This window comes from Nocardia sp. CA-107356 (genome assembly GCF_050946365.1).
Lineage (GTDB): Bacteria > Actinomycetota > Actinomycetes > Mycobacteriales > Mycobacteriaceae > Nocardia.
In genome coordinates this window covers 10186753-10208590 of sequence record NZ_CP191992.1, presented here as the reverse complement: position 1 = coordinate 10208590, position 21838 = coordinate 10186753, and the positions used below count along the sequence as shown (strand labels likewise).

Below are 21838 nucleotides of genomic sequence, written 5' to 3'. Positions count from 1 at the left end.
CGTCAGCGCAGGCGTTCCTCGGATTCGCCGTCGAAGAAGAAGATCTCGTCGAGTTTGGGGCGCAGACGCAAACGGTCGCCGAGGGCCACCTGGAATCGGCGGTCGACGCGGGCGACTACCTTGCCGGAGCGGCTGCTCCATTCATCGGTGACACCGTGGCTGTAGATGAAGGATTCCGCGCCGAGTTCCTCGACGAGTTCGGCGGCTACCGCCAGGCTGTTGTCCGGATCGGTGGTGGTTTCCCAGGATTCCGGGCGGATGCCGACGATGACCCGTTCGCTGGTTACCGTGCGGGGCAGCGGAATTCGCAGGTCACCGAGGATGGCGGCACCGTCGCCGACCGGAGCGTCGAGCAGGTTCATACCGGGTGAGCCGATGAAGCCGGCGACGAAGGTATTGACCGGATTGTCGTAGAGCTCACGGGGTTTGGCGATCTGCTGGAGTTTGCCCTCGCGCAGCACCGCGACGCGATCGCCCATGGTCATGGCCTCGACCTGGTCGTGGGTGACGTAGACGGTGGTGGTGCCGAGACGCTTCTGCAGTGCGGCGATCTGGGATCGGGTGCTCACCCGGAGTTTGGCGTCCAGGTTGGACAGCGGTTCGTCCATGCAGAAGACTTGGGGACGGCGCACGATGGCGCGACCCATCGCGACGCGCTGGCGTTGTCCGCCGGAGAGTTTCGCCGGTTTGCGGTCGAGCAGATGCTCGAGTTCGAGCATTTTCGCCGCCTCCTGGACGCGAACCGCGGTATCCGCCTTGTTCATTCCCGCATTGCGCAGCGCGAAGCCCATATTCTGCGCGACGGTCATATTCGGGTAGAGCGCATAGCTCTGGAATACCATCGCCACATCGCGGGCACGCGGCGGCAGCCCGGTGACATCGTTGCCGCCGATCAGAATGCGTCCCGCTGCAACGGATTCCAGTCCGGCCAGCATCCGCAGACTGGTCGATTTACCGCAGCCCGAGGGCCCGACGAGGACGATGAATTCCCCGTCGGCGATATCGAGCTCCAGATTGTCGACAGCAGGCGTCGGCGCACCGGGATACAGATGCGTCACCCCGTCGAAGTGCACTGTTGCCATGCTGTCGCTCCCTGCATCTGATGTGCGGCGCTCCTGGGGCGGATGCTCGCGCCGCGTTCGGTCGGTACTTACTTGGGCAGCTTCGGCGTGATCTGCCGGTCGATAATGGCTTGCAGCTGACTGGCCACATTGGCGAAGGCCGTTGCCGGATCGGCATTCTGCAGACCGATCTGCTCCAGACCGGTGCCGATGATCTGGTCACCGCCGGGCACGAACACGCGCGCGTAATCCTGCGATTTGGTTACCGCGAGTTGGTCGATGGCGACCTTCGACTTCGGATTCTTCGCGAGGTAGTCGACCTCGCTCGGATCGGTCACCGCCGACTTGCGCACCGGCATATATCCGGTGCCCTGCGAGAAGTACGCGGTATTCGCCGCATTGGTGATGAATTCGATGAACTCGAGCGCGTTCACCTTCCGCTGATCCGAGATGCGCGACGGAATCGCCAGGCCAGCGCCGCCGGTGGTGACGCCGGGTCCGTTGGGATGCGGCAGGAATGCGGTGCCGAACTCCAGCTTGCCCTCGGCGTTCTTCTGGATGCCCTTCAGATCACCGGTGGAGGCGATGGTGGAGGCGATGACGCCGGTGCCGAAGTCCACGGCGATCTGCGGTTTGATGCCCGCGTACTTCTTGGTGTAAATCGAATCGCGCAGGAACTGGCCCGCCGCAATGGTTTTGGGGTCGGTGAACTTCAGCGTCCACTGATCGGAGTAGGCGCCGCCGAAGGTCCAGTTCGGACCCTGGAAGGTCCAGGCCAGGTAGTTCTTGGCATCACCCCAGCCGTGCGCGAGTTTGCCGTCGCCGACCACGGACTGGAGCTTCGGGCCCCACTCGTCGAACTCCTGCCAGCTCTGCGGGCCGCGGTCGGGCAGACCGGCCTTCGCCCATACGTCCTTGTTGTAGTAGAACAGCGGCGTCGAGCGCGAGTACGGCAGTGCGTAGTGCTTGCCGTTGAATACGTAGTCCGCGGCCAGCGAATCGACGTAGTCGTCCAGTTGCACCCCGGCATCGGCGAAGTGTGAGTCCAATGGCTCGATGGTGCCGTTGAGCGCGTAGTTGAACCACCAGACATCCGACAGCACAATGACATCGGGCAGCTCACCGCCCGATAGCGCCGCATTGAACCTCTGCGACACCTCCTCGTAGTTCTTGCCCGCGTCGACCAGATGGACCGTCAGGTCCGGATATTTCGCCTGGAACCGGTTGATCAGCTCGGCCTCGAGTTCCTTGGAGGTGCCAGGGTGATTCGACCAGAAGGTGATGGTGTTGGCGTCACCGGACTGCTTGCCGCCACCGCCGCCGCCCGCGCACGCGGTCAGTGCGGTACCCGCGGCGAGCGCACCGGCCAGTCCGATGAATCCACGCCGCGATAGGGCGGGGAACTGTGAAGTGGACACTGTCTCTCCTGTACTCGGTTAACCCTTGACCGCACCGGAGGTGAGGCCCTTGATCATGTGGCGCTGCAGCAGCAGGAATACGACGAGAATCGGCAGCATCGTCAGCAGCGTGCCCGCCATCACCGGCCCCCAGTTGGTGACGCTCGGATTCTCGGTGTTCTGCAACAGCGTCAAACCGACCGGCAGCGTGGCGACCCTGGTGTCATCCGCCATCAAGAACGGCCAGAGGTATTCGTTCCACTCGTTGACCAGCGTGACCACCGCGAAGGCCACCATCGTCGGTCCGGACATCGGCAATACCACCCTGGTGAGCAGCCGCCACCAGTTGGCACCGTCCATCCGCGCCGCCTCGATCACCTCCGACGGCAGCGAGAGGAAATGGTTGCGCATCAAGAAGGTGCCGAAGGCCACCCCACAGAGCGGAATGATGATGCCCTGGAAGGTATTTCGCCAGCCCAGCTGGGCGATCAGCGCGTAGTTGGAGATCACCGTGATCTGGTTGGGCACCATGAGCGCCGCGATGATCACCAGGAACACCGCGGTCTTGCCCGGAAAGCGCAGGAATACCAGGCCGTATGCGCTGAACACCCCGAGCACGAATTTCACCAGCGAGATGATCCCGGTGATGATCAGCGAATTGCGCAGGAACGTCCAGAACGGCAGTGCGGTGGTGGCCTCCTCGTAGTTCTCCGGATGCCAGCTGTGCGGCCAGTACGCCGCGGGCTGGGTGTAGATATCCGGACGCGCCTTGAACGAGGTGATGATGATCCAGAACAGCGGAACGCCGACGATGATCAGCACGCACACCATTGCGGCGTAGCCGAGTAGCGTTACCACCCGCTGCCTACGACGATATGAAAGTGTCTCCACGCCAGCGTGTTTCACTGCTCGCCCCGATCCATGATGCGCACCTGCACCAGCGTGATGACCAGCAGCACGAGGAACATGATGGTGGCGACCGTCGCGCCGTATCCGGCCCGGAAGTTGCGGAAGGACTCTTCGTAGACCTGGTAGACCATGGTCGTGGTGCCGGTGCCGAGCGGTCCGCCGCGCGTCATCACGTTGATGATGTCGAAGACCTGTAGCGAGTTCAGCAGCACCGTGATGGACAGGAAGAACGTCGTCGGACGCAATTGCGGCAAAAGCACTTTGGTGAAGGTGGTCCAGCGGCTCGCGCCGTCCATCTCGGCCGCCTCCATGAGGTCGGCGCGGGTGCCCTGTAGTGCGGCCAGATAGATGACGAAGGTGTAGCCGAGGTTCTTCCAGATATAAGTGACCGTCACCATGAACAGCGCCCAGTGCGGGTCCTGATAGAAGTCGGGCACCTTGTCGACACCGATGCGGTGCAGCACATCCTGGATCAGCCCGAAGCTGGGATCGAAGATGAACTGGAACGCCACACCGATGGCGGCGCCGGAGATGACGAACGGCGCGAAGATGGTCGAACGGACCACGTTGCGGCCGAACAGCTTACGGTCCAGCAGCAGGGCCAGCGCGAGGCCGAGCACCATGCTGCCCACCACTGCGGCCAGGGTGAACACCACGGTATTGGTGACGATCTGCCAGGAGTCGTCACGGCCCCACCACTCCCGGTAGTTCGCGAACCCGATGTAGTTCACGAACGTGTCGGAGATATTGAAGTCGGTGAACGAGAGCCGGATATTGTCGGCCAGCGGGCGGTAGACGAACAGCGTCAGCAGCGCCAGATTCGGCCCGAGCAACACCAGGAACAGTGCATAGTCCTGCCACGGCCGGTTACGCAGTCCACGCCCTCGCGGTTGTGGCAGCACTCGTTCCGGCCTGGTACGCACCGCCGAGACTTTACGTCCCGCAGCAAACAGTCGGTTAACGTTGAGCGCCGATCCGCTGAACATCTCGCGCATCGGGCAAGTGAAGCAAAAGCCGAACACCACGACCGGACTTTTGTCCAATTTGGTCGTAATGTTCGGCTTGCTCCGCTGCCTCCCCGGACCTTCGGCCGGCCGTCAGGCGCGTCAACTGCGCCGTTGTGGGCCAGCAGTCAGGTTACCGGCTGAGTTTTGGGGGTCCCGACGAGTTACCCATGTGCTCGCGAAATCAGTTGTCGCCTTGCGATTTCGGGGGTGGAGGCCAGGTCAGTCGTTCCAGTCGCCGTAGCCGTCGCGGGAGTTGAGGGTGCCGCCCTGGGTGTTCTGGACGATGACCGGATCGCCCTTCTTGGCGTTCTCGAAGAACCACTTGGCGTTCTCGGTGCTGACGTTCAGGCAGCCGTGGCTGGCATTCGAAACACCTTGCTGCGCAACCGACCACGGCGCCGCGTGCACGAAGATGCCGCTGTTGGAGATGCGGGTGGCGTACTCGACCTCGACCTTGTAGCCCTCGGGATCGGTGGTCGGCACACCGTAGGTGGATGAATCCATGGTCATCTTGCGCAGCTGCTCGCCGACGAAGTACGTGCCGTTCGGGGTCTCGTGCTTGGTCTTGCCCATCGAGGTCGGCATCGTCATGACCTCCTCGCCGTTGCGAGTGATCGTGATGGTGTGGGTGTCGTCGTCGGCGGTGGTGATGAAGGCGTCACCGATCCGGTAGGCAGTACGGGTGCCGCCCGCCTCGACGGTCACATCGGTGTTGGCGGTCCAGAACTCGTCCGGCCGCCAGCGCACCTGCTTGTCGTTGAACCAGTAGAAGTGTCCGGGGGCCGGATTCGAGGAGGTGATCTTGATGGCCTGCTCGGCGGTGGCGTGATCGGTCACCGGCTCCTTGAAGCTGATGATGATCGGCTGGGCGACGCCGACGGTCTCACCGTCACCGGGGCTGATGCTCGGCGGCGCGAAATTCGCCTTGGCGCCCGGATCGGTGACGGGCGAGGAAGAGGAGCCCGAGCCGGCGCCGGGCAGCGGATCGGCCTGTGCGGGCGCGACGGCGGTGACACCGATCGCGGCGATCGCCGCCGACAATAGGACGCCCTGCCGGAGTCGGCGGGCTAGCGCTCCCCGACGAGGAGCAGTCGATGTCCTGGTGTGCAAAGCGGCATGCATAGGTTTCTCGTCCAATCCATCTCTCGGCCACGCCGGTGGCATAGCGAGATTTCTTATCGGTGTGGTGCTCGGATGGCGGTCCCACGAAGACTCATGTGGAATCCGGTCGCAAACGCCCACGGAAAAACGGCGTGAGGAACGTGAAGCACCCCACGGGTATTGATGACGCACCCGACCCTGTCGTCCTTCCTACCTGCCCGGTGCGGTCCGATGCCACCGGCGTTTCAGATTGATAGACGTTGGACATCAAATGTGGCGTGCGACACATACGGCGTTGAGGGTCACCATCTTTCGTGATAACTGCCGGTCACGTCGGTGAGTCTGGATGTATCCGAAGGGTGGGCCACGAGCGCGTCCGCGGCGAGCACCAAACTTCTTTGTGACATAACTAACGCAGCTTCACGCCGATGTGTGCGATGGTGGCGCTCTCGGTGCCCTGCTGGTTGCGCAGGCTTCCTCGTTCGGCCCGTCGCCCACGCCGCCGAATCTGATGGTGATGCTCTCGGTGCCGTTCGTGGCTACCCGAGCTGCCTGCTTCGGGCCCGTCGCTCACGACTTCACCTCGCTGGCGCTCGGCTCCATCGTCCGCGCGAAGGCGCACTGTACTGGTGGTTCACTCGCTGACGCTCGCGCACGCCACGACGTCGAATGGGATCGACCGATGTGGCCCCGTCGCGATGTTGTGCGGCACCGACAGCGGCGCCCGCCCCCGCGCATACCGCGGCGTGAGCCGTAGCCGGACCCGACCCAGGACGGTGGCGAGCACGATCCGCAGTTCGTAGTCGGCCAGTGACGTCCCGACACACCGGCGATGTCCGCCGCCGAACGGCGCGAATTCGAACGGTCGGTACTTGTGCTCGATGAATCGCTGCGGCCGGAACAGCCCCGGATCCGACCACACCGCGGGATCGGAGTGCAGCAGCGGCACCGCGACGCCCATCGTCTCGCCCGCCGCGAGTGCGACACCACGCAGTGTGAACGGCGCGGTCAGCCGCCGCAGGACGATCGGCACCGCGGGATGCAGCCGCAGTGTCTCCTGGCAGACCGCGTCCAGATATGGCAGACCGGCGATCTCTAGCGGTGTGGCATCCGGCCCCGCCGCCCGCAGTTCGGCGTGCAGGCGATCGAGCGCCTCGGGTTCTCGATGCAGATGGAACAGCGCCCACACCAGGGTTGTCGCGGTGGTCTCGTGCCCGGCGACGAGCAGGGTGCGCAATTGTTCGCACAGCTCATCATCGGAGATCGAGGTGCCGTCGTCATACCTGGTCGCCAGCAGCATGCCGAGAATGTCGGCGCCCATCGCGCGATCGTCGGCCACCGCACGTCGCCGGGCGATATCGGTCAGGATCAGCTCGTCCAGCCGCTCGCGCGCGCTGCCGAACCGGTCCCACGGCGCATGACCGAACACCCCGTGGCGCAGGGCGGGCACCAGTAGCAGCGGTCCGGAGAAGGCGGTGAGGAACTCCGCGACGGCGGCGGTGTATTCGGCGCGCCGCTCGCGGCTGTCCACCCCGAATACCGCATCCAGAATCACCCGCAGCGTGATGGCCCTGGCTGCCGCGCGCGAGTCGATGCGGGTGCCAGGTCGCCAGGCGGGGCGGGATTCGCTTGTGCTGCCGGACATTTCGTCCACGGCCGAATCGCGGATGAGCTCGCCGTAGGCGCGGATCCTGGCGCTGTGGAACGCGGGCGCGAGCAGTGCCCGATCGCGCCGATGCCGTTCACCAGCGGTCAGGATGAGCGAGGCGGCGCCGACCAGCGGTTCGATCGGATTCGGCCGCGGCGGTTCGAGCAGTTCGATCGGCGCGCGAAAGATTTCGCGGGCGCCAACGGCCGTGCCGGTGAACAGCACGGCACCCAATCCGGGAAACCGGACATAGAACGGATCACCCTCGCGCCCCCGTCGCCATCGGAAGTACCGTTCGAAATCGATGCCAGCGGCCAGCGCGTGCGCGATAGCCATCCGGGGCGTGCGCGGCGGCGGACGTACGGCGTCCGGCGCCGTTTCGGGTGGTGCGTCCGCCTGCTCCATATCTATAGCTACGAACTCACTGGTCGCCCGGTTCGACCACCCGCTCCGGTCTCGCCTTGCGCACCATGTGGCTGGCAATGGCGGCCAAGCGCGCGAGGCGGGCGTCCCCGAGCGCGGTCACCGCATTGCCGAGGCGATTGGTGACGAAGGCGATCGACATGCCGAGCTCGGGATCGGCATAGGCACCCGAACCGCCGAGACCGTAGTGGCCGAAGGCATTGTGCGGCTGCTGTTTGGACATCACCACCGGTCGGTGATAGCCGAGAGTGAATTTCAGCGGCAGTCCGAGTACATAGTCGCGACTGTCGGTCTGCTGCGTTTGGTTGATGAGCTCAATTGTCTCCGGTTTCAGGAACTGCACCGCGCCGATGCCGGGTCCGTCGCCCTCCGGATCCAACGCCTCGACCCGGCCACCATTCGCCAGTGCCCCGTACATCCTGGCCAGTGCGCGCGCCGAGAAGACGCCGTTCCAGCCCGGCATCACCGCATCGTGCACGCGCGGATCGCGGACCAATTCGTCGAAGTTCTCCGGCATGCCCGCCTCGGCGAGCCCACGGATCGGCCGTACCCAGGACAGCACCGATGATGCGGTATTCCAACGGATTCCGGGCGGGCTCAGATGCGGAAAGATCTTGGCGATCCGGTAGCGCTCGGATACCGGTACCTGGAACCAGAATTCTTGATAGCCGAGTGGCTCCGCGATCTCGCGCCGCACCAGATCGGTGAACGGATCACCCGTGACGCGCTGCACGATCTCGGCCACCAGCCAGCCGAAGGTTATCGCGTGATAGCCCGAAGTGCGGATCCGCCGCGGATCGGCCGGGCTCTCGGCCAGCGCCGCCACGACGGCATCGTAGTCGAGGATGCCCTCGCGGCCGGGGACCAGGCCGCGGACCCGATGCAGTCCGGCGCGGTGCGCGAGCACATCGCGCACGGTGATGTCGCCCTTGCCGTGCGCGGCGAACTCCGGCCAATACGTCGCGACGGGGGTGTTGTAGTCGATCAGTCCCCGCTCGGCAAGTCGGTGCACCACGGTCGTCGCGACGCCCTTGCCGGTGGAGAAGGTGAGCGCGACATTGGCGCCGTTCCAGCGGCGATCCTTGGCTGCCCAGCCCGCCCAGATATCGACGACGGGCCGACCGTCGAGGTAGATGGCGAGGGCGCCGCCGCCGCGCGTCGGCTGGGTGAACATGCCGAAGAAATGGTCGGCGAGCCGGACGAATCTCGGGTCGACGAGCATTTCCCGTGGCGCGGACGGCCACCGGTCCGGTGCCGGGATGGCAGAAACCACGGGCGCACCTCCTGCTGGGTAGCGGGCCGAAATCTCAGCCTAGCTCGGATCGCGGTGTTTGCCAGCGTCCGAAAGGCGTGGTCAGACAGGTTGTGCCGGTTGCCGAATTCCAGGCGAAGGCCGCCGTGCCGAGGCACACCACCGAACTGTCGGCGGTCGCGACCTGCGCCCGTGAGCCTTCGAAGGCGACCGATACCGCGAACAGCGGTGTGGCCGCCTGCGGCGGGCCGGTCTCGGAATCCGTTGTCGCAGTGCCGATCGTGGTCAGTGCGATCGCGTCCGTACCGAAGCCGAAGGCGATCGGAATCCCGCCGACCCCGTCGCTGGCGCCGACTCCGCCCGCCGCGCCGATGCCGAGTGCGGCTGCGCCGCGGGCGGCGTGCGCGTACCCGACCCCGTCGTATCCGGCCGCCCTGGCCCGGCCGTGGGTTTCCGCCACGGCCCGGCATGCGGTGCGTCCATCGATCACCGTCACATCCGTGCCACTGTCGGCTGCGCAATGCACATCGGTTGCTGATGCCATCGTCGGAAGGATCAGCGAGGTGCCGACCGCGGCGGTTGTACAGGCAATTGTGCTGATCAGCTTCACAGACGTGCTCCTCTCGCGCCGGAATCCCACCATACCCAGATCGTTTGCTGGAAGGTCGATTCCGCGGGTCCGTCGGCTCGAGGAAGTGATCGAGCCGACAACTCGGGCAGTGCTGTGGTTCTCCGGTGTGGATGCTGTCGACTCGACGCGCGAGCGGTCGGTGGTGTAAGCATTGCGTGGTATCACGCACTGCTAGATCAACTTCGGATTCCGACGGGGGTATGAGTTCGGAGCGTTACAGCCGGGAGGACTGTACGTGTCTCGTCAACTGATCTCGGGTCGCCTCGCGATGGCGGCCGTCGCCGCGGTCGCGGTGGTCGCCGCACTCTCGCTCGCGGGCTGCGGTAACAAAATCAGCGGCACCGCCCAGCCCGCAATAGGGGATGGGACCATTGATGCGGTCTCGTCCACCAATACTCCGAAAACCTCAGGGGCCAGGCCCACTTCGGGTCGGCCGACGACCAGCGCCCGCCCGTCCTCGGGCAAGCCGACGGCGACCACCTCGGCGACCAAGGGCGGCAGCACCGACTTCCAGGCCAGTGTCGGTGATTGCGTGACACTCGGCGGCACGACCGATAACGCCACCATCGCCAAGGCGTCCTGCGGCAGCCGGGCGTCGAACTACAAGGTGATCGGCAAGGCTGCGAGCAGTTCGCAGTGCGTCGCCGACCGCGACTCCGCCTACTTCGAAACCCTCAACGGCGCGCAGCAGGGCGCGATCTGCCTGGATATCGACTGGGTTGTCGGCGGCTGCATGGATATCGGCGGCGAGGACCCCAAGCGCATCGACTGCACCGAACGCGTCAGCCAGGGTGTGAAGGTGACCAATATCCAGCAGGGTGCCGACGATGCGGGCGTCTGCGGCAGCAGCAGCGGGTTCGAGTACCCGACGCGGCATTTCGTGGTCTGCGTCCAGAATCTCTGACCGCACCGAAAACCGGCCCGCGAAGGTTACGTTGGGCCAGTGAGTGCGCAAGAGTTACCCCGGCTCAATTCGGCGACCGGCCGCTGGATCCTGCTGGCCACCATCCTCGGTTCATCGGTGGCTTCGCTGGACGCCACCGTCGTCAATATCGCGCTACCGCGCATCGGTGAAGCCCTCGACGCCGATGTCGCGGGACTGCAGTGGACGCTCAATGGCTACACGCTGACCCTGGCCTCGTTCATCCTGCTCGGTGGTTCGCTCGGCGATCGTCTCGGTCGCCGCAAGGTCTTCGTGTGGGGCGTCATCGGTTTCGCCTTGGCCTCGGTGCTCTGTGGTTTCGCGGTGAATATCGAGATGCTGGTGCTCGCGCGGATTCTGCAGGGTGTGGCGGGTGCGATGCTCACACCGGGCAGTCTGGCCCTGATCTCCTCGTCCATCGATCAGCGTGATCAGGGTGCGGCGATCGGCCTGTGGTCCGGCTTCGGCGGTGTTGCGGGGGCGCTCGGGCCCTTCCTCGGCGGCTGGTTGATCGAGCTGGCGGGCTGGCAGTCCATCTTCTTCATCAACGTGCCGCTCGCACTGGTCGTCGTGCTCGTCACGCTGAAGCAGGTGCCGGAGAGTCATGACCCGAATGCCGCGGCGCGACTGGATATTCCGGGTGCGGTAGTGGTCGCGCTGTCGCTGGGCGCGCTGACGTTCGGTCTGATCGATACGATGCCGCTGCTGGTCGTCGCCGGTCTGCTTCTGCTCACCGCCTTCGTGGTGATCGAACTGCGCAGCGATCATCCGCTGGTCCCGCCGTCGCTGTTCGCCTCCCGGGTTTTCACGGCGGCCAACCTGGTCACCCTCGCGGTCTACGCCGCACTCGGTGGGGTCTTCTTCCTGCTGATCCTGCAGTTGCAGCTGGTGGCGGGGTATTCGCCGCTGCGCTCGGGGATGGCGACGGTCCCGGTCACGCTGATCATGTTGGTGCTCTCCGCGCCCGCGGGCCGCTGGGCGCAGGTGCACGGTGCGCGTATTCCGATGACGGCCGGTCCGCTGCTCGCCGCGGGCGGGCTGGTGTTACTGCAGCGCATCGGACCCGATGCCACCTATTCGACCGATGTCCTGCCCGGCGTGCTCGTCTTCGGTCTCGGCCTGTCGGTGTTGGTCGCTCCGCTCACCGGCGCCGTACTCGGCGCGGTGCCGTCGAGTGAGGCGGGTATCGCCTCGGGGGTGAACAATGCCGTCGCCAGGACGGCCCAGTTGCTCGCTGTCGCCGCGTTGCCCGGTCTCGCCGGAATCTCCGGATCCCTCGGCGACCCGGTCGAATTCGACCGGGGCTTCGGCGTCGCGATGTGGATCTGTGCCGGCCTGCTCGTGGCCGGTGCGCTGCTCGCCGCCGTACTGCTGCGCGCGCCACGGCACGCTCCGACGCTGGACAACGTCGACTGCATGCCGCAGTGCGGGGTGGCGGGACCGGCGCTGGCCCCGCTCCATACAACAGAGTGAGCGGGTCGTTCGACCCGCTCACTCGGCGTATCACTGATCAGGCAGTCGGCTAGATCGGATTGAAGCCAGCCCCGACGCTGCCACGGGCATTGATATCACCCATGATCGCGCTCATATTGGTGCCGACCTCGGGACCGAAGCAGGCGATGGCGAGATAGGCGTTCACCATGCCGACCAGGGTGGTGCCGACGACGACCGGCGCGCCGGAATCACCCTCGACCACGCACATCTGCGACCAGGTCTCCATATTCGTGCCGAAGATATCGCCGTAGGCGATGCCGCAGGTGTTGCCGGTGGTTCGGCCTTCCTTGCAGACGATCATCGGGAACTGGGCCGGGCCTCCGATCCCGGTGATCGTGACATTGCCGATCCGGTTGACCGGGGTGATCTTGCTGGGATCCAACTGGATGATGGCGTAGTCCAGATCGTGGTTGGAGTAGACGAACTTGCCGATCACGCCCACGCTGCGGTCCGCCTCGGCGTATACCTGGGCGCCCGGGTCGCCGCAGTGTCCGGCGGTCAAGCCGATCAACCGACCACCGCCGTCGTAACCGACCGTCGTGACAGTACATTCGAACTGATTATCGATGATGATTCCCGACCCACCGCCGACAACGGGTGGACCCGGCGCGGCATCCGCGATCCCGGACCCCGTTGCGACCAGCGCCGCACCAAGAGCTACGGCGAAGGCGGCGTTGGCCACCTTGGCGAGTTTGCTGAACATGTCCCTCCAGACGTCGGAAGTCCGCACGATATCAATCTGTCGCACCCATCGTGTCAGTATTCGGCTCCGGGCGCGTGTCGTATCCGTTGCGATCTCTGGCGGCTCGCTCGAAACGGGACCCATAGCGATCGCTTGCGGGTCGCTCGAACGGTCCGCTCTCTCGTGTCGATCGGGTCGGCGATGGCCTCACTTTTCGACATTTCTTATGTAGCGTCTCATTCTTCGCAATAGCGAAGCTCTATAACAGTGAACATCAAATGTGCGCGATAGTGTTTCAGTTCTGTCCGAATCGTCATCGCGCAAGCCATTCGTAACGTCACAGATTTTACATGAATATTATCCGCGTAATTGGCCGAACATGCCATATGCGGGGCTGATAGGACCTGGTCAAACTGTAACTTGTTCTAGAAGTATCGGGGTTAACTTTGGGACCTGTCCCAAGCTTCGCGCCACTGGTCATAGCGTTTCTCCAACAGTGACTCTGATCTATGACTGCAATCACACACAGATGGTGTGTTCTGCACTACTCCGTAGTAAGGTGCGTCAAGCAAACAAGTCGTCGGGGTTTGGTTACCGGCGTCGAGAGGGGTTAGCCAGTGCAGTCGACCGAGAGTCCACCAGCGCGTTCACGGATGAGTGACACAGTCGATTGGACGAAGGCCTACTGGGAAGACCATCCGAAGCGCTCATTGGAGACCTTCGGTCGGCAGATCACTATGGGGTTCGCGGCGGTCGCGGAGTTGTTCATCGCAATATTCCGGCGCCGGTTTCCCTACCGCGAGTTCATCCGCCAGTGCGCGTTCATGTCCAGCGTCGCTGCGGCACCGACGCTGCTGGTCGCCATCCCGATCGGCGTGATCGTCTCCATCCAGGTCGGTGCGGTCGCCGGCCAGGTCGGTGCGACCTCGTTCATCGGTGCGGCGAACGGCCTCGGCATCATCCAGCAGGGCGCACCGCTGGTCACCTCGCTGATGATCGCGGGCGCGGTCGGTTCGGCGATCACCGCCGATCTCGGCTCGCGCACCATCCGCGAAGAGATCGACGCGATGCGGGTGATGGGTGTGGATCCGCTGCGCCGCCTGGTCGCGCCCCGGCTCGGCGCGGCCATGCTGGTCAGTGTCCTGCTCTGCGGCTTCGTCGTATTCGTCGGATTTTTGACTGGCTACATATTCAACATTTTCGCGCAGAACGGCACCCCGGGTTCCTATGTCGGCACCTTCTCCTCGTTCGCCGTCACTATCGATCTTCTTGTCGCACTGGTGAAATCGTTGATCTTCGGGTTGCTCGCTGCGATCATCGCCTGCGATACCGGGCTCAATACCCGTGGCGGGCCCGGTGGTGTCGCCAACTCGGTGAACTCGGCAGTGGTCAGTTCCGCCATCATGTTGTTCGGCGTGAACTTGATCATCACCCAGATCTACAACGTTCTCCTCCCCCCACAGGTGGTCTGAGCCGGTGTCTTCAACCTATATCCCGCCGCTGCTGCGGCCACTTCAGCAAATAAAGAAGTCCGCGCAGGCCCCGGTGGAAATGGTTGCGCGCCTGGGTCACCAGGTGTTCTTCTTCCTGCGGTCGGTGGGCTCGATCCCGTTGGCGCTGCGGCACTATCCCAAGGAAGTCTGGCGACTGCTCTCGGATGTCACCTGGGGCAACGGCAGTCTGGTCGTCGGTGGCGGCACCATCGGCGTCGTATTGATCCTCAGTGCGTTCGGCGGCATGACGGTCGGCATCCAGGGCTACACCTCACTGAATCTGCTCGGCCTCAGCCCGATCACCGGCGCCATCTCGGCATTCGCGACGACCAGGGAATTGGGGCCGCTGCTCGCGGCACTGGCCTTCGCGGTGCAAGCCGGATGTCGATTCACCGCACAACTCGGTGCGATGCGGATCTCCGAGGAGATCGACGCACTCGAGTCGATCGCGATCCGGCCGCTGCCCTATCTGGTGAGCACCAGGATGTTCGCGGCGATGGTCGCCATCGTCCCGCTCTACTGCCTCGGCCTCGCCATGGCCTATATCTCGTGCTCGCTCACGGTCCAGCTGATCGGCAACACTTCGAGCGGTACCTACGCGCACTACTTCTATCAGTTCCTGATTCCAGGTGACGTGCTCTACTCACTGCTCAAGGCGATGGTGTTCGTCGCGATCACCACGTTCATCCAGTGCTACTACGGGTTCTTCGCCTCGGGCGGTCCGGAGGGCGTGGGTGTCGCGGCCGGTCGAGCCATCAAGATGTGCATCATTGTCGTGGTATTCGCGGACCTGTTCATGACATTGGCGATCTGGGGCGTCAATCCCGGCATCCGGATCTCTGGGTAGGACGAGATGATCATCGATCCCAGTGGGCGTGGGCCCACCATGCGACAGTTGCTGATCGCGGGCGTATGCGGACTCATCGTCTTCGCGCTCCTCCTCGGCTTCCTGATGGCCAGGTATCGCGGCTATTTCGTCCCCAAGGTGCATGTGGTCGCCGATCTGACCACCACCGGGGACGGGCTGCCGAGCGAGGCGGATGTGAAGTTCCGCGGTGTGTTGGTCGGCGCGGTCAAGGATGTCGAGGTCGCCAACAAGGGTGAGCTGCAGAAGGTGCAGATCGACCTGAAGCCGGAGTTCGCCAGCGACATTCCGTCGAACGTGACCGCGCGAGTGGTGCCGAGCAACCTGTTCGCCGTCACCTCGGTCGAGTTGGTCTTCAACGGTCCCGCGGACAAGTACCTGCACGAGGGCTCCACCATCGAGCAGGACAACAGCAAGGGCACCATCGCGCTGCAGGACACCCTCACCACCGTCCGGAGCATCCTCACCAAACTCGACCCGGTGCAGTTCGGCCGGGTGCTCGGCACGCTCTCACAGGCACTCGACGGCAGCGGCCGGATGCCCGGCTCCACCGTCGAGCGGTTGGACAGGTGGCTCACCTCGGTGGACCAATCCATCCCGGATCTCGGTGTGCTGCTCGATGATTTCTCGAACTCGTTCCACGCGCTCAACCAATCCGCGCCCGAACTGCTCGATGTGCTCGGCAGCTCGGTGAAGACCGCGCAGACCATCGCGGACCACCGCGCCGCCCTGGTCGCGTTGATCAGTGGCACGGCGGGCACCGTGGATACGGTCAACAGCCTGTTCGCCCGCAACGGCGATATCGGCAAGCAGATCACCGCGGGGACCGGCGATATGTTCGGTGCTCTCGCCTCGGACGCGAATTCGATCCCGGACACCATCGCCTCGCTGAACAACTCGCTGCGCAAGCTGGGGCAGACCTTCCACTGGGGTCCGCAGCGGCAGATGGTCTGGAACGCGGGTGTCACGCTCACCCCGTACCGGCCCTACGAACAGGCGGACTGCCCCCGTTACGGCAACCTGGCAGGCCCGAGCTGCGCCACCGCACCCGCGGTCTCAGATCCCGGCTACCTGCCGCAGTCGATGATGCCGCGTTCGCTGGACTCGGCGCAGGGTCTGGCGAAACTGCCACTGCCCGCAGGCTTCCCGGAGATCCCGGGTCTGACCTCGCCGGGTGACCCGCTCGCCGCGTCCGCGGGCGAGCCGAAGCCGGCCAGCCCGTTCGCCGGCACCCCGCTGGAGGGTCTGTTCCCGAATCTGGCGCCGTCCGCACCGGGTGCACAGCCCTCCGCCGGTCAGCCCGCGGCTCCGCCCGCGCCCGCACAACCGGCGAGTGCGCCCGCAACCGCCGGTCCGATTTCGTACGAAGGAGATGCCGCGATCGTGGCGCTGCTCGGTCGTCGGCCGACAGCGGCCGAATATCTGCTGCTCAGCTCGGCAATGCGCGGCGGCACCCTGCAGGTCGGCGAAAGCGGTGCCGCCAAATGAGCGTTCGTAAACCACTGATCGGCTTCGGCCTGTTCGCGATCGTCTCGATCCTGGTTACCGTGATCGTCTGGAATACGCTGGCGCGGGTGGTGGTCGGTGATACCAACACCTACACCGCGACGTTCAGCGATGTGCTCGGTCTGCGCGAGGGCGATGACGTCCGGATGGCCGGTGTGCGGGTCGGCAAGGTCGAAAAGATCGAGCTCACGCGCGATTCCAAGACCAAGAAGTCCGTCGCCAACGTGACCTTCATCGTGCAGCGCGACCAGACGGTGTACGACGACACCAAGGCGCTGGTGCGCTACCAGAACCTGATCGGCCAGCGCTATATCGCGCTGGCTCCGGGCAAGGCGGCGAGTCCGGCGGCGTTGAAGAACAAGGCCAGCATTCCGCTCGAGCGCACCGAACCGTCCTTCGACGTGTCCGGACTGCTCAACGGATTCCAGCCGCTGTTCCAGGTGTTGCAGCCCGAACAGGTGAACCGGCTCTCGGAGACCTTCATCCAGGCGTTGCAGGGTGACGGTGTTTCGTTGAGCGCGTTCATCACCCAGGCCGCGACCCTGGCCACAGATTTCCAGCGCAGGGACACGATTCTCGGCGATGTGATCACCAACCTCAGCGGCGTCATGTCCGGGTTGGCCAAGCGAGGTGATGAATTGGAGACCCTGGTTACCCAGACCCGGGCACTGATCGGCGGCCTGTACGACCAGGGACAGTCGCTGCAATCGTCCACGGAGCAGATCGCGGATGCGACCAGCGGCCTGGTCGCCATGCTGAGCAAGATCCAACCGAAGCTGGCGACCGCACAGGATTCGACGAGCGCCGCGCTGACGGTGCTGATCGCCAACGGCGCGAAGCTGGATCAGGCCGCGATCGACCTGCCCGCAGTGCTGGCCGACCTCGGCAAGTTCACTCAGGACGGCGCCTACGCCAACGCGTACTTCTGCAAACTGGATGTCTCGCTATACGGCGTCCTACTCCCGCGCGGCCTGCTCACCCAGATCGGCGGCAACGGACAGTCGGCGGTGTGCCGCCCATGATGACCAAGATCAAGGACAGGTTCAACAGCAACCGGTACTTCTGGTTGGGTGTCATCGGCGCCATCCTCGTCATCGCCCTGCTGATCGGCTCGAGTGCGTACAAGCTGATCGGCGTCGGTGAGCAGACGGTGAAGGCCGAGTTCGTGCAGACTGCCGGGGTCAAGGTCGGTGACAAGGTCAATGTGGCCGGCGTCCCGAGCGGGCACGTGGCCGGTGCGAAGCTCGAGAGCGGGCACATCCTGCTCACTCTCAGCCTGAACAACGACGTCGAGCTCGGACCCGATGCCAAGGCCTCGATCAAGATGGCGACGCTGCTCGGCGCGCGCTACGTCGATCTCGACCCGGGTGACGGATCGGGGCTGAAGGACAGCCGAATTCCATTGTCCAACACCTCGGTTCCGTACAACCTGGCCGATGTGGTCGAGTACGGCACCCCGAAGTTCGAGGCGCTCGACACCAAGCAGCTGGCCGCCTCGCTGGACCTGATCAATAAGCAGATGGGCGATTCGCCCGCGCTGACGACGCAGGCGCTGGACAGCGTCGGCGCGTTGGCCAAGGTGTTGGATTCGCGCAAGACGCAGGTCGACAGCCTGCTCAAGGATCTCGACCGGGTCACCAGGATTCTCGGCGACAACCGCAACAGCGTGCTGTTGGTGATCACCCAGGGCGAGGCCATCGCCAACCGGGTGATGGAGCGCCAGGGCCTGCTGCGCCAGCTGCTCGACAATGTATCGGCGCTGAGCCGTCAGCTGCAGGAGATCGGCGCGGCCAATAACAACCAGCTCGGTCCGACCATCGAGCAGTTGAACACCATGGCAGCGGGCCTGCAGAAGAATAAGGACAACCTCGACCGACTGCTGCAAATCATGCCGGTGTCGGTGCGCACCTTCAACAACGCGCTCGGCAACGGTCCATACGGTGAGGTCGGCACGCCGTGGGTCTTCCCCGACAACTGGTTGTGCTTCGCCCACATGATCGAGGGGTGCCAGGGATGAAACTGACGCGAATCAACCTGCGGCGGTCCAAACTTCGGCATCTGGCCAAACCGCTGATGATCAGCGCCGCGGCCCTGGCCGTCGGCAGTTGCTCGCTGGTGCCGAGTTCGGTGAACAGCGCACTGGGCAACACGATGACCATCACGGCGGACTTCGAGAACATCGCGGGTGTGTTCGAGGGCAATCCGGTCACGGTGCTCGGCCTGCAAGTCGGCAAGATCGACAAGATCATTCCCAAGGGCACCTTGGTCGAGGTGCACATGACGATCGATAAGGACGTGAAGATCCCGAAAGACGCGATGGCCGCGATCGTTTCGCCGTCTATCGTCACCGACCGGCACGTCGAACTCACCCCGGTCTACACCCAGGGTGAGAGCATGTCCGACGGCGCGCATCTGCCGAAGGCGAAGACCAAGACGCCGGTCGAGCTGGATACGATGCTCGAGACCATCGATCAGTTCGCCGCGGCGCTCGAGCCGGCACCGGGCACCGAGGGCATCGGTCCGCTCTCCGGCCGGGTGCTCTACCCGATGTTGAATGGCAACGGCGAGAAGATGCGCGACACCCTCAATGCGCTCTCCGGTGCGTTGAAGGTCGGCGTCGACAATAAGGACGCGGTCGCCAACATCATCGTCAAGTTGAACGAACTCACCACGATGCTGGCCGAAAACGACCAGTCCGTACGCGATTTCAGCAATCGGATGACGCAGCTGACCGGATTGCTCGCCGATCAGGCCCCTGGCCTGCAGGCCACGCTGCAGCAGCTCAACGACTTCCTGACCAATACGAGTTCGGTATTCGTGCAGTACCAGGATCAGTTGGGGAGTTCGCTCGCCGGTCTGACCAAGGTGACAGATCAGTTGCGCGCAAACGCCCGCGGCGTCACCGAGGTGGCCGACCTGACGCCGCTGCTGATGCAGAATCTGGACCGGACGATGAACCGGGAGCTGGGCTACGTCCGATTGCACGGCAACCTGCCGACCTTCCTCAACGGCGAACTGCTGAGCGTGTTCTGTGAACGGATTCAGATGCGCTCGGATGGCTGCCGGACCGGCAAGATCGAGGACCTCGGCCCCGACCTGGGGATTACGGCGGCACTGCTGGGGATGACCAAATGAACGACCGGTTCACGTTGAAAGCCCGCCGCACCCTGATCGCGCTGGCGGCGGCCTCCGGGGTGGCCATCACCTCCGGCTGTGGTCTCACGGTGGAGGACCTACCGCTGCCCAAACCGGGCGCGGCCGGTGAAACCTATACTGTGCATGCGAAATTCGAGAACGCGCTGAACCTTCCCGATCAGGCGAAGGTGAAAATCGGCGGCTCCGATGTCGGTGTGGTCTCCAATATCAAGACCAAGAACTTCGAGGCCATCGTCGATCTGAAGATCAGCAAGGACATCGAACTGCCGGTCGGCAGTACCGCCGAACTTCGGCAGGCCACCCCGCTCGGCGATGTGTTCGTCGCGGTGTCGAAGGCCAAGGCGAATCCGGGCGCGCCGGTGCTGCACGACGGCGACACCCTCGGGCGGGATAAGACCTCGGCGGGCGCCACCGTCGAGGAATTGCTGATCTCGGTCTCCATGCTGTTCAACGGCGGTGGCGTCGCCGCGCTGACCAAGCTGACCTCGGAGATGGACTCCATCGTCGGCGGTCGCGGTGATCAGATTGCCCATCTGATCACCGAAATGACCGGTGTCGTCGGCAGTTTGAACGCCAACAGCGAGCGGATCGACAGTGTGCTCGCCCAGTTCGGCTCGCTGGCCACCACCCTCGAGTCCAGGCATTCGGAATTGGGGCAGGTCGCCGATACGCTGCCGCAGATGATCGGCGCCGTCGCCGAGAACAACCGGGCCATCGGCGATCTGCTGCAGAAGATTGCGACGACCAGCGCGGCGCTCGGCGACTATGCCAACACTTCGAGCGACCAGCTGGGCGATCTACTCGACAATGTGCACAAACTGATGAACGCACTGTCGCAGACCGAGCAGAACTTCGGACCCGCGCTGGATGCACTGCACGAGATGCGTGGCCCGGTCGACGCGTCGTTCCGCGGCAACAGCCTCGCGGTCTACGGCACCATCACCAATATTCACAACCTCAGCTTGTTGTCGGATCCGGCACAGGGCAAGTTCTTCGACGGCCGTGATCTCTCGGACTTCGCGGGCAGCCTGATCACCGTCCTGCAGGCAATTCAGGGACGACTGCAGGGGGGGCACCGATGAGATGGCTCGGCAAACTGATGCGGCGCAAGATGCTGCTGTCCACCCTCGGCCTGGTACTGGTGTTCATCGTCGGCGCCAGCTATCTGCTGGTGAGCGTCATGCGGGTGAATCCGCTGAAGTCGACCTATGCCGTCACGGTGAACCTGGACCGCTCCGGTGGTCTGCAGCCGGGCAACGATGTGACTCTGCGTGGCTATCGCATCGGCAAGGTGACCTCGATCGAGTTGGTCGATCGCGGACAGTCCATCGCAGCCACGGCCGAAATCGACTCGAAGTACAAGATTCCGGCCGACACCAAGATCTCGGTGGGTGCGCTGTCGGGCGCCGGTGAGCAGTACATCGACTTCCGGCCGAATATCGAGCAGGCGCCGTTCCTGAAGGACGGCTCGGTCATCGAATTCGATGCGGAGAAGATCAAAACCCCGACCCCCATCTGGTCGGTGCTGGACAACTCCAGCGCGCTGATCGCCCAGATCGATCCGGATAAATTCAGTGTCATCCTGGCCAACCTGGACACGGCGCTGAGCGGTGGCCCGGATCAGTTGCGCGGCATGGTGAACGGCATCAGCCTGGCCATGGCCGGATTCGATAATCTGCTGCCGCAGACCCAGAATCTGATCACCAATCTGCGCACCATCGCGAACACCACCTCGAACGCGCAGCCCGATCTGGCGACACTGACCCGCAATTCGGGCCAGTTGTTCGATCAGTTCAACAATGCCAACACCGAATTGCAGTCGGTCCTGGAGAAGGGGCCGGGACAGCTCGCCAGTCTGGGGGCGGTGCTGGACAAGACGTCCGATCCGATCACCAGTCTCGCGGCCAACTTCGCGGCGATGACGCGGGCGGCACAGTTGCGGATACCCGCGCTACAGGCGCTGTTCCCGTCGCTGAATATCGGGTTGTCCGCCGCCGGTGTGCCGGCGCACGACGGTGAGTTCTACGCCGTCGCGGATATCTGGATTCGGCCGATCTGCCAGTACAGGCACGTACCGATCCGCAATGAGGTCGTGCAGGACGGCTCGTTGCCCAAGTGGAACTACTGCGAGAATCCGCCGCCCGGGCTGCAGGTTCGCGGTTCGGCGAATGCGCCGCGGCCGAATGTTGCGGATAACGGTGCGCAGATGCCGCCGGGCGCGGATCCGAATGACATGACCCCGCCGCCGCTGCGGTGAGTCAGTTGACACAGCGAGCGGTACGTATTCGACG

Annotated in this window: 20 protein-coding genes; 10 read left to right on the top strand and 10 right to left on the bottom strand. The window is 64.2% G+C overall.

The features are described from left to right. Window positions 1-2: 2 nt before the first annotated feature. The 9 genes from ACQP1G_RS45925 to ACQP1G_RS45885 form a co-directional block, all read right to left on the bottom strand. The gene (locus ACQP1G_RS45925) at window positions 3-1082 is read right to left on the bottom strand and encodes an ABC transporter ATP-binding protein (protein WP_433197032.1); all 1080 of its coding nucleotides are present in this window, start codon (window positions 1080-1082) and stop codon (window positions 3-5) included. A gap of 68 nt (window positions 1083-1150) precedes the next feature. Beyond that, entirely contained in the window at window positions 1151-2479 is a 1329-nt protein-coding gene (locus ACQP1G_RS45920) for an ABC transporter substrate-binding protein (RefSeq protein ID WP_433197030.1), read from the bottom strand. An 18-nt stretch (window positions 2480-2497) separates the two neighbouring features. Beyond that, a complete protein-coding gene (locus ACQP1G_RS45915; RefSeq protein ID WP_433209444.1) occupies window positions 2498-3289 on the bottom strand; it encodes a carbohydrate ABC transporter permease in 792 nt (263 codons plus the stop codon). Between the two features lie 71 nt (window positions 3290-3360). Continuing rightward, window positions 3361-4290, bottom strand: a complete 930-nt coding sequence (locus tag ACQP1G_RS45910) for a carbohydrate ABC transporter permease (RefSeq protein ID WP_433197028.1) — start codon at window positions 4288-4290, stop codon at window positions 3361-3363. Window positions 4291-4593: 303 nt separating this feature from the next. Continuing rightward, the gene (locus ACQP1G_RS45905; RefSeq protein ID WP_433197025.1) at window positions 4594-5496 is read right to left on the bottom strand and encodes a L,D-transpeptidase; all 903 of its coding nucleotides are present in this window, start codon (window positions 5494-5496) and stop codon (window positions 4594-4596) included. Window positions 5497-5884: 388 nt separating this feature from the next. Beyond that, window positions 5885-6049 carry a hypothetical protein gene (locus ACQP1G_RS45900; protein ID WP_433197023.1) on the bottom strand — a complete coding sequence of 55 codons (165 nt, stop codon included), beginning with the start codon at window positions 6047-6049 and terminating at the stop codon, window positions 5885-5887. Between the two features lie 60 nt (window positions 6050-6109). After that, the gene (locus tag ACQP1G_RS45895; RefSeq protein ID WP_433197021.1) at window positions 6110-7528 is read right to left on the bottom strand and encodes a cytochrome P450; all 1419 of its coding nucleotides are present in this window, start codon (window positions 7526-7528) and stop codon (window positions 6110-6112) included. A 16-nt stretch (window positions 7529-7544) separates the two neighbouring features. Then, entirely contained in the window at window positions 7545-8768 is a 1224-nt protein-coding gene (locus ACQP1G_RS45890; protein ID WP_433209441.1) for a serine hydrolase domain-containing protein, read from the bottom strand. A gap of 85 nt (window positions 8769-8853) precedes the next feature. Further along, window positions 8854-9441, bottom strand: coding sequence for a DUF6764 family protein (locus ACQP1G_RS45885; protein ID WP_433197019.1), 588 nt, complete (start codon window positions 9439-9441; stop codon window positions 8854-8856). A gap of 223 nt (window positions 9442-9664) precedes the next feature. Here ACQP1G_RS45885 and lppU point away from each other — a divergent pair, with 223 nt between their 5' ends. Both lppU and ACQP1G_RS45875 read left to right on the top strand, forming a co-directional pair. Then, window positions 9665-10333 (top strand): LppU family putative lipoprotein, encoded by a 669-nt coding sequence (gene lppU / locus ACQP1G_RS45880; RefSeq protein ID WP_433197017.1) that lies wholly within the window; start codon window positions 9665-9667, stop codon window positions 10331-10333. A 39-nt stretch (window positions 10334-10372) separates the two neighbouring features. Next, window positions 10373-11824: an MFS transporter gene (locus ACQP1G_RS45875; RefSeq protein ID WP_433197015.1), complete on the top strand. Its 1452-nt coding sequence runs from the start codon at window positions 10373-10375 to the stop codon at window positions 11822-11824. A gap of 49 nt (window positions 11825-11873) precedes the next feature. On the opposite strand, the gene ACQP1G_RS45870 is transcribed toward ACQP1G_RS45875, so the two are convergent. Continuing rightward, the gene (locus tag ACQP1G_RS45870; protein ID WP_433197013.1) at window positions 11874-12548 is read right to left on the bottom strand and encodes a S1 family peptidase; all 675 of its coding nucleotides are present in this window, start codon (window positions 12546-12548) and stop codon (window positions 11874-11876) included. 632 nt (window positions 12549-13180) lie between these two features. Here ACQP1G_RS45870 and ACQP1G_RS45865 point away from each other — a divergent pair. Genes ACQP1G_RS45865 through ACQP1G_RS45830 form a run of 8 tightly spaced genes read left to right on the top strand, consistent with a single transcriptional unit; the run spans window position 13181 to window position 21804 of the window. After that, on the top strand, window positions 13181-13999 hold the full coding sequence (locus ACQP1G_RS45865; RefSeq protein ID WP_433197011.1) for an MlaE family ABC transporter permease: 819 nt from the start codon (window positions 13181-13183) through the stop codon (window positions 13997-13999). 4 nt (window positions 14000-14003) lie between these two features. Continuing rightward, a complete protein-coding gene (locus ACQP1G_RS45860; protein WP_433197009.1) occupies window positions 14004-14867 on the top strand; it encodes an MlaE family ABC transporter permease in 864 nt (287 codons plus the stop codon). Window positions 14868-14873: 6 nt separating this feature from the next. Then, window positions 14874-16373 (top strand): MCE family protein, encoded by a 1500-nt coding sequence (locus tag ACQP1G_RS45855; protein WP_433197007.1) that lies wholly within the window; start codon window positions 14874-14876, stop codon window positions 16371-16373. Continuing rightward, on the top strand, window positions 16370-17413 hold the full coding sequence (locus ACQP1G_RS45850; protein WP_433197005.1) for an MCE family protein: 1044 nt from the start codon (window positions 16370-16372) through the stop codon (window positions 17411-17413). The genes ACQP1G_RS45855 and ACQP1G_RS45850 overlap by 4 nt, the downstream gene beginning before the upstream one ends. Then, the gene (locus ACQP1G_RS45845; protein WP_433209438.1) at window positions 17413-18408 is read left to right on the top strand and encodes an MCE family protein; all 996 of its coding nucleotides are present in this window, start codon (window positions 17413-17415) and stop codon (window positions 18406-18408) included. The genes ACQP1G_RS45850 and ACQP1G_RS45845 overlap by 1 nt, the downstream gene beginning before the upstream one ends. Beyond that, window positions 18405-19526, top strand: a complete 1122-nt coding sequence (locus ACQP1G_RS45840) for an MlaD family protein (protein WP_433197003.1) — start codon at window positions 18405-18407, stop codon at window positions 19524-19526. Before ACQP1G_RS45845 ends, ACQP1G_RS45840 begins: the two co-directional genes overlap by 4 nt. After that, window positions 19523-20629, top strand: a complete 1107-nt coding sequence (locus tag ACQP1G_RS45835; protein ID WP_433197001.1) for an MCE family protein — start codon at window positions 19523-19525, stop codon at window positions 20627-20629. The genes ACQP1G_RS45840 and ACQP1G_RS45835 overlap by 4 nt, the downstream gene beginning before the upstream one ends. Further along, window positions 20626-21804: an MlaD family protein gene (locus ACQP1G_RS45830; protein WP_433196999.1), complete on the top strand. Its 1179-nt coding sequence runs from the start codon at window positions 20626-20628 to the stop codon at window positions 21802-21804. Before ACQP1G_RS45835 ends, ACQP1G_RS45830 begins: the two co-directional genes overlap by 4 nt. Window positions 21805-21838: the final 34 nt, after the last annotated feature.

What these genes read in the sequence shown, in the direction of transcription:
- ACQP1G_RS45925 (WP_433197032.1), bottom strand. Translation starts at nt 1,082, where the DNA reads ATGGCAACAGTGCACTTCGACGGGGTGACGCATCTGTATCCCGGTGCG.
- ACQP1G_RS45915 (WP_433209444.1), bottom strand. Translation starts at nt 3,289, where the DNA reads ATGGTGTGCGTGCTGATCATCGTCGGCGTTCCGCTGTTCTGGATCATC.
- ACQP1G_RS45905 (WP_433197025.1), bottom strand. Translation starts at nt 5,496, where the DNA reads ATGCATGCCGCTTTGCACACCAGGACATCGACTGCTCCTCGTCGGGGA.
- ACQP1G_RS45895 (WP_433197021.1), bottom strand. Translation starts at nt 7,528, where the DNA reads ATGGAGCAGGCGGACGCACCACCCGAAACGGCGCCGGACGCCGTACGT.
- ACQP1G_RS45890 (WP_433209441.1), bottom strand. Translation starts at nt 8,768, where the DNA reads ATGCTCGTCGACCCGAGATTCGTCCGGCTCGCCGACCATTTCTTCGGC.
- ACQP1G_RS45885 (WP_433197019.1), bottom strand. Translation starts at nt 9,441, where the DNA reads ATGGTGGGATTCCGGCGCGAGAGGAGCACGTCTGTGAAGCTGATCAGC.
- ACQP1G_RS45870 (WP_433197013.1), bottom strand. Translation starts at nt 12,548, where the DNA reads ATGTTCAGCAAACTCGCCAAGGTGGCCAACGCCGCCTTCGCCGTAGCT.
- ACQP1G_RS45865 (WP_433197011.1), top strand. Translation starts at nt 13,181, where the DNA reads ATGAGTGACACAGTCGATTGGACGAAGGCCTACTGGGAAGACCATCCG.
- ACQP1G_RS45855 (WP_433197007.1), top strand. Translation starts at nt 14,874, where the DNA reads ATGATCATCGATCCCAGTGGGCGTGGGCCCACCATGCGACAGTTGCTG.
- ACQP1G_RS45850 (WP_433197005.1), top strand. Translation starts at nt 16,370, where the DNA reads ATGAGCGTTCGTAAACCACTGATCGGCTTCGGCCTGTTCGCGATCGTC.
- ACQP1G_RS45845 (WP_433209438.1), top strand. Translation starts at nt 17,413, where the DNA reads ATGACCAAGATCAAGGACAGGTTCAACAGCAACCGGTACTTCTGGTTG.
- ACQP1G_RS45840 (WP_433197003.1), top strand. Translation starts at nt 18,405, where the DNA reads ATGAAACTGACGCGAATCAACCTGCGGCGGTCCAAACTTCGGCATCTG.
- ACQP1G_RS45835 (WP_433197001.1), top strand. Translation starts at nt 19,523, where the DNA reads ATGAACGACCGGTTCACGTTGAAAGCCCGCCGCACCCTGATCGCGCTG.
- ACQP1G_RS45830 (WP_433196999.1), top strand. Translation starts at nt 20,626, where the DNA reads ATGAGATGGCTCGGCAAACTGATGCGGCGCAAGATGCTGCTGTCCACC.